At 57.0% G+C, this 9059-nt stretch carries 13 protein-coding genes; 7 read left to right on the top strand and 6 right to left on the bottom strand.

The genetic code is table 11. From position 1 onward, the window contains the following. Window positions 1-60 precede the first annotated feature (60 nt). The 5 genes from HIJ39_RS19765 to HIJ39_RS19785 form a co-directional block, all read right to left on the bottom strand. Window positions 61-663, bottom strand: a complete 603-nt coding sequence (locus HIJ39_RS19765) for an FAD-dependent oxidoreductase (RefSeq protein ID WP_169102766.1) — start codon at window positions 661-663, stop codon at window positions 61-63. 102 nt (window positions 664-765) lie between these two features. Beyond that, complete coding sequence (locus HIJ39_RS19770; protein WP_169102767.1) at window positions 766-999, bottom strand: SHOCT domain-containing protein; 234 nt, start codon at window positions 997-999, stop codon at window positions 766-768. A gap of 371 nt (window positions 1000-1370) precedes the next feature. Then, a complete protein-coding gene (locus tag HIJ39_RS19775; RefSeq protein ID WP_169102768.1) occupies window positions 1371-1823 on the bottom strand; it encodes a universal stress protein in 453 nt (150 codons plus the stop codon). Between the two features lie 101 nt (window positions 1824-1924). Continuing rightward, window positions 1925-3085 carry a class I SAM-dependent methyltransferase gene (locus tag HIJ39_RS19780; protein ID WP_169102769.1) on the bottom strand — a complete coding sequence of 387 codons (1161 nt, stop codon included), beginning with the start codon at window positions 3083-3085 and terminating at the stop codon, window positions 1925-1927. Between the two features lie 76 nt (window positions 3086-3161). Continuing rightward, a complete protein-coding gene (locus HIJ39_RS19785; RefSeq protein ID WP_169102770.1) occupies window positions 3162-3740 on the bottom strand; it encodes a DUF981 family protein in 579 nt (192 codons plus the stop codon). Between the two features lie 295 nt (window positions 3741-4035). On the opposite strand from HIJ39_RS19785, the gene HIJ39_RS19790 reads away from it, so the two are divergent. From HIJ39_RS19790 to HIJ39_RS19815, 6 genes are all read left to right on the top strand, one after another. Beyond that, the gene (locus tag HIJ39_RS19790; protein ID WP_243239838.1) at window positions 4036-4305 is read left to right on the top strand and encodes a DUF2249 domain-containing protein; all 270 of its coding nucleotides are present in this window, start codon (window positions 4036-4038) and stop codon (window positions 4303-4305) included. Window positions 4306-4332: 27 nt separating this feature from the next. Next, window positions 4333-5259 carry an ABC transporter ATP-binding protein gene (locus tag HIJ39_RS19795; RefSeq protein ID WP_169102772.1) on the top strand — a complete coding sequence of 309 codons (927 nt, stop codon included), beginning with the start codon at window positions 4333-4335 and terminating at the stop codon, window positions 5257-5259. After that, window positions 5256-5750 carry a hypothetical protein gene (locus HIJ39_RS19800; protein ID WP_243239839.1) on the top strand — a complete coding sequence of 165 codons (495 nt, stop codon included), beginning with the start codon at window positions 5256-5258 and terminating at the stop codon, window positions 5748-5750. The genes HIJ39_RS19795 and HIJ39_RS19800 overlap by 4 nt, the downstream gene beginning before the upstream one ends. Window positions 5751-5830: 80 nt before the next feature. Continuing rightward, window positions 5831-6331, top strand: coding sequence for a transposase (locus HIJ39_RS19805; protein ID WP_243239840.1), 501 nt, complete (start codon window positions 5831-5833; stop codon window positions 6329-6331). Then, window positions 6328-7152, top strand: a complete 825-nt coding sequence (locus tag HIJ39_RS19810; RefSeq protein WP_243239841.1) for a transposase — start codon at window positions 6328-6330, stop codon at window positions 7150-7152. The genes HIJ39_RS19805 and HIJ39_RS19810 overlap by 4 nt, the downstream gene beginning before the upstream one ends. A gap of 169 nt (window positions 7153-7321) precedes the next feature. Beyond that, window positions 7322-7663, top strand: coding sequence for an ABC transporter permease (locus HIJ39_RS19815; protein ID WP_169102773.1), 342 nt, complete (start codon window positions 7322-7324; stop codon window positions 7661-7663). Between the two features lie 51 nt (window positions 7664-7714). Here HIJ39_RS19815 and HIJ39_RS19820 read toward each other — a convergent pair whose 3' ends face one another. Next, a complete protein-coding gene (locus HIJ39_RS19820; RefSeq protein ID WP_169102774.1) occupies window positions 7715-8014 on the bottom strand; it encodes an NIPSNAP family protein in 300 nt (99 codons plus the stop codon). 461 nt (window positions 8015-8475) lie between these two features. On the opposite strand from HIJ39_RS19820, the gene HIJ39_RS19825 reads away from it, so the two are divergent. Then, window positions 8476-8988: a hypothetical protein gene (locus HIJ39_RS19825; RefSeq protein ID WP_169102775.1), complete on the top strand. Its 513-nt coding sequence runs from the start codon at window positions 8476-8478 to the stop codon at window positions 8986-8988. Window positions 8989-9059: the final 71 nt, after the last annotated feature.

Here is a 9059-nt window from a genome sequence, read left to right on the forward strand (position 1 = left end):
GGCTGCACGGCTAAGCTTTACTCTGGCCGCCATTGCAGGCGGCCCGTGTTCCTTGAGCTTTCAAGGCGCAACCCCCACTACAGCCCGGGCTGGATAGGTAATCTTGTCTAGTTCGGGAATCCGAAGTGTCGGGGACAACAGCGGTAAGGCCGCAACCGTCGGCAGTGCCAGCACCACGGCGTCGTAGATCCCCTCAACCTTTGGCTCCGCCTCAACCAACCACTGCTGACCATAGGAAGAAATAGCGGACACTCGCGCACCGAGACTGATATGGGTTGACCGAAGCGCCCTGGTCAGAGCTTCGGTCAATTGATCCAGCCCTCCTAATAGGGTGTACGACCTGGTTTCCCGATGCGGAAACGGATGCCAACCATCCACTTTGAGCCAGAGTGGGGGTGCCGCTCCCGGGTTGATTTGAGCCAAGTCGCCTCCTAACCCCAACTGTTGCGCCAACGCAACGACGCCATCCGGTTTGTCGACGAGGCTGTCTGGGCCCATTTCAATCACGGCGCGGCCAAAACGCACCGTTTCAATCACACCTCCCAACCGCATTTCGGCTTCGTACAGATCCATGACAGGCGCGTGCCCCGTCCAGGTTTGTCTCTCCAAGGCGTAACATGTGGCAAGCCCAGAGATGCCCCCACCGATAACCGCAATGCGCACTCTTGCCTCCCCCTTCATACGTCCGACTGAGCGCCCCACCCAACACCATGCCTCGCGTCTCGCGAGCGCCAACCACCCGTCTCCCAATGCTGGAAGCGCTTTCTAGTCCGAAAGATGCGCACGAATTTCCTCATAGGTATCGGGATCGATCTCGCCCCGTACAAGGCGAAGTTTGAGGGCCTCCAAGGAACTAGACGCCGAGGAGGTGGGTGACACACGCCGAGTGCTCTCCCTCACCCTCGCCCCGATAGCCAACCCTACAGCGGCAACCGCTAGCGTTACACCGGCCCCAAAAAGCCCAGAAGCCCCGAAAGCTTCCCCCATCATGCCCATCATGATCTCACCCTCTTCCGTACGACTCGGCTGACCTTTAAGGCCCCCGATCCTCGCCTCGCTGGCGATTACTTCTCTTTGGCCCCCACCCTGTACGCCTCGGGATCCAAAACCCGATGCTCGGATTGAATGGGGCCAAGATGGCAAGTTCCCCTTACGGGAAAGCCACGCCATACGCGGTACACAATATCGCTCAGTGCTCCTGACATCACAGCGTCGAACTCCCATCGATAAGGGGCGGGAACGCCGTAAACGGATCCATAATGTTCCATCTCCGTGAACTCCCTATTTCGCCTATAACCCGCGCCCCCGATAGTTGGAGGACTTGCTTGAACGCCATCAACTAATGCGGGCCACGGTTATACGCGGGTTGATCAACTGACGATGGTAACGGGTACGGACGACCGCTGAAGAACCCCAAAGGATACGCTACCCATAAGATTGCCTAAGGCCGAATGACCCCGGCGGCCCATAATGATGAGATCGATATGATGGGTTTTGGCGTACTCCACGATAGCTCGGGCTGGCTGTCCCATCAACACCTCCTCCCGCACTACCCGACAATGAATGATTTCCTTAGCGGTTTTGGCTAAAATTTCGTGCCCCTCCGACTTTTCCTCGTCGAGGATTTCCTGATAGGTCTTCTCATAAATTCCTGCGTCAAGCACATAGCCTCCAGCGCCGGCCCATGCGGTGCTCGGCGGCGTGATAACGGTTACAACGGTCACCTCAGTCCGTTCGGGCACGTTCCATCGATCGAGCCACTCAGCTGCCGCCAACGCCTCCGGTGATCCATCGGTGGCTAGTAAAATCGACATCGTCTTCATAACCGTCGCCCCTTTCTCTACCCAACTTGATGGTATCTCCGATCCCCGAACGCCAAAACAGCCATACGATCCGACATCAGGGACCCATTGGTCCCACTTCTTTACGGGACATCCGAAAGTTGAGCTGGAAATTGCCCCACGCCATCCCCCAACGCGGTGGTCGGGACGATTAGCACCGGGCAGGGCGCGTTTTGCAAGACATGCCGGGCCACACTCCCAACCCATTGATTTCGCCGCTCGGAACCACCTTTTTCACCCACGACAATCAACGTCGCATGGACGGTGCGCGCAACCCGAATGATGGTCGGCCCGGGCTGGCCGCTTACGACGTGGAGCCGAACCCGAAATTGGTCGGGCGTTAGGCGGGTGGCGGCATCCATCGCGTGGCCACGCCATATATGGGCGTCCGCGGCTGCTACGCCCTGACTCGCCCCCGTTGGGGGCATTACGGTGACGATTTCAACATCACTCTGACGCTGAAGAAACAAATTAATCCACTCTGAGGCAGCACGCGCAGTGATGGAACCGTCTACGGCCCACAGCAGTGTAGGTGTCTTCGCTTCGGCGGGGCCGCGTTCCAAGTTCCGAACCGGCTTGTGGCCGACCATCGCCACAACCAAATCGCCCAACCAATGATGAAACTGAATATTGCCTAGACCCTGTTGTTGAAACGCGACCCTAAGCTCCTCTGTCGTAGGGGCATGATCGATCGAAATGCCGAGCCATTGGTAGGGGCTCAGCCCCGGGCTGGTCAGCCGAGATGTCACCATTTTTAACCCATTCCACGCGAGGGCCCCCAAGGTCGTCAGCGGTTGCACCACGTCGAGCACCAGCAAACGACCGTTGGGTTTTAAAACACGCACCATTTCCTGCAAGGCGAGCGACCAATCTTCCATATTGCGCATGGAGAATTGCGCTGATACGGCGTCAAACTGCCCATCAGAAAAGGGAAGATGCTCTCCCTGTCCGATCACCCACGAGATTGGGGCGGCGTGGTCTCCGACTATACGCGCCCTACCGGCATCAATCATCGCCGCGGATGGATCGAGACCAACCACCCGGCCTTGCGATCCTGCTCGCTCGGCCATTGCCAGGGTATTGGTTCCCGTCCCGCAACCTACATCGAGCACGGCGTTTCCCGGCTCGATGCGCATGGCGTCAAGAGCAAAATGATGCCACGCCCGGATGCCTTCGGCCGAGATAAGGTTGCTCCAAAAGTCATAGTGCGTCGCGATACGGTTGAACAACTCCGGGGTTTCCACGTGAATTCCCCCTTTCCTCCTTCGCGCAAACGACCACCCCCTGAGAAATGGGAGTGGTCGTTTCCGAAAACTGGCCTCATTTGTGCGTCATGGTTGCCGGAACGTACTTGGCAAAGTCCAGCACGTGGCCCCAGCCGGCATCATATCCCGTGTAGAGCCAAAGAATGGCTGCCAATCCTAAGATGATTGCCGTGACAATCGTTAAGGTACGGTTGTTGTGCCATTGAATGGCGGGCAATACCAGCATGCCGCCTATGCCTGTAAGCAGGAATCCCATGAGAGCAGCAAACGGGTTCGACCCCAAGTGCAAATCGTAGATGCGGATGCCCAGCACCACGGCGTAGATGCCGCCGAAAAACCCGTAAATCGCCGGAATCAAGGGCTCCCATTCAAATGTCAACGTCACTGCTGCGGCCAAGAATAGGACACTGAAGAAGAGTCCGGGTTCTCCATACGCCACGTTAAACCCGCCGGGCAGCGGCCAGGTCAACACCATTGGCAACGAAGTAACGATACCTAAAAGTCCGACGGCGAAAAATCCGGCGCCCCAGCTCTTTCGCTGGCCTTTCTCCGGCTTCACATAAAGGTAATGAGCTAGAAGTGCCAAGCCTGCTCCCATGTTGACGAGCATCACGGCTAAGTAGTCAATCATCATTGCGGCTCACGTCCTTCCAATCTTTCAAATTCCTTGCAGGACTATCATCGGACTTTGTGGAGCCTCGGAAATCTGGCAAATGGGTAGGAAATTGGGTGTCGGATGGCCCACAAATGAACGCGGTTTTCGGCAAAAATCGCCGACATTCTCGTCATATGGCCCGACGATCCATGCCATTTGGCCCCCCCGAGCGGGGAGAACGGGCCACAAAACGGACTCGTGACTTGGATCACGATGCGATGAATCTGGCATGCTATTCTCGGAGTCGTACATTTCAGTGAGGAGGCTGAACCCCATGGATTACCCATCAGCGCTGGTCCTTAACGCTTGGACGTTGCCGTCCAACATCAGACACGAGGTCATATTTCGCGTGCTGGATGCACTGCCGCCCTATCAGGCCGTGACGCTCATCAACGACCATGACCCGAAACCGTTGTTTTATCAGTTGGACGCCGAGCAACCCGGCGCGTTTTCGCGAGAAACGGTGAGCCCACCCCAGCCCGAATTGTTCGCCGTGGTTATCACGCGCCGTCCTAAGCGGGGCGAAATAACCCTTCTGTCATAATCATGAGCCAAGGAGGGGAGGATAATCATGGATTTAGAGTTTCAGGGGTTGTCGAAGCGCTTTGGCTCCGTGTGGGCCAACCGTGACATCTCGCTCACCGTGAAGCCTGGCACCATTGTTGGCCTGTTAGGCCCGAACGGAGCCGGAAAAACTACCTTGTTGAGGCAGTTGGTTGGCCTCACTCGCTCCACTTCGGGGCAAATTGTCATTGGCGGGCGAACAGTCGTGGCCGGGAAGCAATGGGTCAAAGAAACCATCGCTTATCTTCCCCAGCACCCACTGGCCTTGGGCGATCTAACTGTCGAGGAGGCCATACGCTCAAGCGCCCTCTTGCGCGGGCAACCCCGGCAAGATGCCAGTCGCAATACTGAACAGCTTCTGGAGGCCTTCGATTTACAAGCGCTGCGCCATCGTCAAGTCGCCGGGTTGTCCGGCGGTGAGCATCGGCTGGTCGGTATCGCAAGCGTTGTGGTTGCCCCGACGCCTGTATTGGCATTGGATGAGCCGACTAATGAGCTAGACCCTCTCATGCGTCGCCGCGTCTGGGATTTCATTGACCGCCTGAGGAATCCCGATCGTATTGTGCTCCTGGTCTCTCATAATGTCTTGGAAGCGGAACGGGTCTTGGACCGCGTGCTGATCATGAGCCACGGGCAAATTCGTCACGATGGCCATCCCCATGATCTGCGCGGGAATGCTGGCGATATATTAACCGTGTCCGTCACGGCGCCCCATGACGCAACACGGCTGGCCCATGATATGGGGTCCATTACCGACCGCATCTATGTCCACCCACCCACGCTGGAATTTACGGCACCGAGACCAGAGGCTTTGACCCTGCTGGCGGCTTGGTTGGCTGAACCCGGCCTCATTTCCAGCGTGTCGGTCAATGAACCGAGTTTGGAAGATGCGTACTTAGCGCTGCGAGATAGTAGTGAGGAGAACACCCCATGACTTCCATGCGACGGGCCTCGTTCGGGACCATGTTTCGAGTACTGCTCCACATGCAATTTGCCCGCCTTCGACGCAGTTGGCGCCCTTATATTGTGGTTAGCGCTGTGATGCCCGCCGGCATTGTGTTGCTGTTGCATCTGACCAACACCCAGATGTCCGGAACGGAACGCCTCAACATTATTGCCGGGGCCATGCTTCTGTCGGAGTCGATCGCCACCATAGTGATGCTGTCGCAATACGTAGCCTGGCTTAAGGTCAGCCGTGCATTAGACCATTATCGCGTCTTGCCCATCTCCTTGTCCCTGCTAATGATTGCGTTGACCACGGTATATGGGCTCTTCGCCTGGCCCGGAGTCTTCCTGATTGCCGCGGAAGGATTTTGGTTGGACCACCTGTCGTTGCACTTTTCTCTAATGAGGGTTTTTCATAACGTGAAACCGGCGCTACGTGCCGTCTCCGCGAGGCAAGAAAATGGCTTTCCCCCTGAATAAGACGCAAAAAGGAGTTCCTTCCGTCGTTCGCGAAGTCTTGGTTATCCCGACCAAACCCCGAACGAGGAGGAACTCGCTTGATGAAATCACTTCGACAAACATCGTTCTTTTCCTTTGAGGAATGGATTCAAGACACCGAATGGGATGACCAGCTCCAAGCCATTTTGGATGCGGTTCCTTTGGGCCCAGCGCTCAGCGCCCTGCCAACACCGGCCCGCACGGGCCGGCCCGAAACGCATGACCGCGCCCTCATGATTCGGGCCTACGTCGCCAAAGCAGTCGAACAAATCCCCACGACGGAAGCCCTGCGGGCCAGGCTGCGCCGGGATCCGGTCTTTCGCTGGATTGTCGGCTATCGTGGCAAGTCGGATGTCCCCTCCGCGGCCACCTTTTCCCGGATGTTCGACCAACTGAGCCGGTGCACCAGTTTGCAAGCCGTTCATGCCCAGCAAGTCGAGACGGCTCGCCAACACGGCGTGGTCGCGACGGAGGAGGCCGCGTACGATGCATCGGATGTGCCCGGGTATGAAAAGACGGGGCTGTCTCAAAAGCCTATTTCCCTAAATTTCTCCCCCACTTGACCCCCAAAAACGGGCAGGAAAGTGACCTACTTCCTCCACTACGTGGGGTAAAAGGGGCACATTTTAGGGACGGCATCACCGCCGACATACCTTTTGAGACAGCCCCGCAAGATTCGGAACACGCCAGCTGGGGGCTGAAAACGGGACCCAAAGGGCAGAAATATCGCTGGTTTGGGTACAAGCTGCACCTGTCCGTGGCGGCGAGCAGTCTCTTCCCATTGGCGGCTCTGACGACGACGGCCAAGCTGCATGACGTGAACCTCGCGCGACCGCTGGTCAAGATGACCACGGATCGGGACATGGGTGAGCGCGTGGCGATTTTTGATGCGGGGTACGATCAAGCCACCCTCTATCAGGATCTCCAGGCGCAGGGGTTGGTGCCGATCATTCCGCTCAATCGCCATGGCGGCGCGCCGCCCGAAGGGCGTGACGACCTCGGGAGACCCACGTGCTCCATGGGGTATACCCTGACCCTGGCGGGATATGATACCACCACCGACACCCAAAAGTTTCGATGCCCGCATGCCACCGGCCATGTCGACTGTCCGATGGGGATGGCGTGGTGTTCGGGGTCCAATTACGGCTACGTCGAGAAAATCGCCATTGCCGACAATCCGCGCGAGGTGGGGCGCATCGTCCGGGGGACCCGCGAGTGGGACCGACTGTATGATCTGCGGACCAGCGTGGAACGCGCGTTCAGCTATCTCAAAGAGCAACTGAACTTGCGGACCGTCCGCGTCCGCGGACGCCGGAAAGTACACATCCATAACCTGTTGGCGGTCATTGCCCTGGCCGCCGCCGTGCTGGCTTCCGCGGCCTAAGCCGCCTCGCGTTTAAGGGATTCTCAGACAGCGGCAATCGACCGGACGTCGTTTGCCGGGCATCCTATTGTCTTAACGCGGGAACGACCGAATTCGATCTACCGCCACCGAACGAAAAAGTGTCCGATATGGGCAGAGATACTTATCCACAACCGAGATCCGCTGAGTTATGAAAAAGCCTCTAATGATTATTCCGCTTTTACTGATCACCAGCGTCGCCATGGGATCCATTGGCAGTCTCATTGGTCTTATCGCGCCCGACGAAGGTCTAGCCGGGCTCTTCGGAAACCTGGTCATGATGGGCGTGCTTTTCTTGGGTATGGTGCCCGTGAATGCAGTGGGGCAATGGTCGCTGGCCTTTTGGGTTCTCCCCTCCACGGGGCCCTTGGCCATTCTTAAAGGCCTCATGTTCCACGGTCCCTATAACACCTGGTCTCACTGGTTGGGACTCTGTATCTACGCAGCCGTTGCCATGGCCTTGAGCGCATACGTGATCAAAAGACCCCAGTAGACGACCTTGAGCCGGATCCCCACGTGGACCCGGCTCATGCCCGGTGATTGCTTACACTTGATAGTAGACGCTGGTCGAAAACGAGTCGGCCGTAAATACGCGCCGAGCTTCGTCAGATAGCCGCTGATAGGCGGGGTCCTTCCGAATTGCATTCGCCAATGTCTCTAATTGAGCTAAACTTTCGAAATCCATAACCGCTTGGAATGTACCCGGCGCTCCAAACGCCTGATAAAAGACCTCTAACGTCTTCTGGTGCTGGTTCTTGAAGTACTCTTTCATCTGACGAAAAAGTCCCATCGCCTTGTCGCCCTCACCAGGATTCGTTCGAAACTCGACGATATAGCGTGTCATCCTCACGTCCCCTTTCGGATTCATCACTTCGCATGATCAATGCCCGACTGCTCATCCTTATTCTAACGAAATTGGCGGCAGCTTCCAAATAGGTCGTCTTCCCGGAACGATGGTGAGTGAGTTGGATTGATCAAGCCTTTATCGTGGCCGGATGCAGCGGCTGAACGGGTTTGCCCACCACATCGCGTCGAGTGCACTTTGATCTCACGAAGACGTTCTCGGTGTGGGTCCCAAGTTGGATATCGCGCGTGCATAGCGACAGCCTTGCCCACCATGTCCACACCATACGGCCGACCAATAGCCGGTTCTCACTTCACCCGTACGGCCTCCGGAACCCGCTTAGGGGGGCAGAGAACCAGCCGTCGCGAGAACGAAACGGTGCACCGGGCATCTCAGGCAGTCACTTCTTCGCCTATTTTCCATACAATACCCTGAATTCCATTTAATAGGAGGTGTCTACCATGCCCATCGGGCCAATTCCCCGCGGTTGCATTGCTGTCTGCGCCCCAGAAGCGGGAGACGTCACCCAAGAAGTTCCCTTCTTTAGCGGCGTGGTTCAATTTTCGAGCGCGTGCTTAAGCTTGTCCAATGTCACGGTCACCGGTTGCACCGTCACCGACGTCTTCTTTACGTCCGTGTCATCCCGCGCTGTCGGCATTACGGTCGCCGTAGCCGTTGATATCGCATTCGACGCAACCGTTGATGGATTCACGTTCCACGGCACCGGAACCGTCGAGGGTAACATCTTTTTTGTCCGGGTACTGCTGCCGACTAAAGGTGGATCGCTCATCTCTCCACCCGACTGTGCGGGAAATTTCACCTGCACGGCCCGGTATGCCGGCGTCGATCCCACTACCGGCCAACAGCAGTTCATCGTGCATCTCAGGGGAGACGTAACGTGCGTCTACTGCTCCCCAATACCCTACGTCATTGTGAAAGACTGCCGACCGGTTAAAGACCGGGTTGAAGACTAAGTCCCGCGGTTAAATGTCAAGATCCATTTTTCTCACGGGACAGCCGGGAAAAGCCAGGCTGAACTAACCGT

The sequence above is a fragment of the Sulfobacillus harzensis genome (genome assembly GCF_012933365.1).
In the GTDB taxonomy this organism is placed as follows: Bacteria; Bacillota; Sulfobacillia; order Sulfobacillales; family Sulfobacillaceae; genus Sulfobacillus_B; species Sulfobacillus_B harzensis.

Bases quoted from the DNA above. Each gene is read 5' to 3' on its own strand.
- HIJ39_RS19770 (WP_169102767.1), bottom strand. From the start codon at position 999: ATGATGGGCATGATGGGGGAAGCTTTCGGGGCTTCTGGGCTTTTTGGG.
- HIJ39_RS19775 (WP_169102768.1), bottom strand. From the start codon at position 1,823: ATGAAGACGATGTCGATTTTACTAGCCACCGATGGATCACCGGAGGCG.
- HIJ39_RS19785 (WP_169102770.1), bottom strand. From the start codon at position 3,740: ATGATGATTGACTACTTAGCCGTGATGCTCGTCAACATGGGAGCAGGC.
- HIJ39_RS19790 (WP_243239838.1), top strand. From the start codon at position 4,036: ATGGATTACCCATCAGCGCTGGTCCTTAACGCTTGGACGTTGCCGTCC.
- HIJ39_RS19795 (WP_169102772.1), top strand. From the start codon at position 4,333: ATGGATTTAGAGTTTCAGGGGTTGTCGAAGCGCTTTGGCTCCGTGTGG.
- HIJ39_RS19800 (WP_243239839.1), top strand. From the start codon at position 5,256: ATGACTTCCATGCGACGGGCCTCGTTCGGGACCATGTTTCGAGTACTG.
- HIJ39_RS19805 (WP_243239840.1), top strand. From the start codon at position 5,831: ATGAAATCACTTCGACAAACATCGTTCTTTTCCTTTGAGGAATGGATT.
- HIJ39_RS19815 (WP_169102773.1), top strand. From the start codon at position 7,322: ATGAAAAAGCCTCTAATGATTATTCCGCTTTTACTGATCACCAGCGTC.
- HIJ39_RS19820 (WP_169102774.1), bottom strand. From the start codon at position 8,014: ATGACACGCTATATCGTCGAGTTTCGAACGAATCCTGGTGAGGGCGAC.
- HIJ39_RS19825 (WP_169102775.1), top strand. From the start codon at position 8,476: ATGCCCATCGGGCCAATTCCCCGCGGTTGCATTGCTGTCTGCGCCCCA.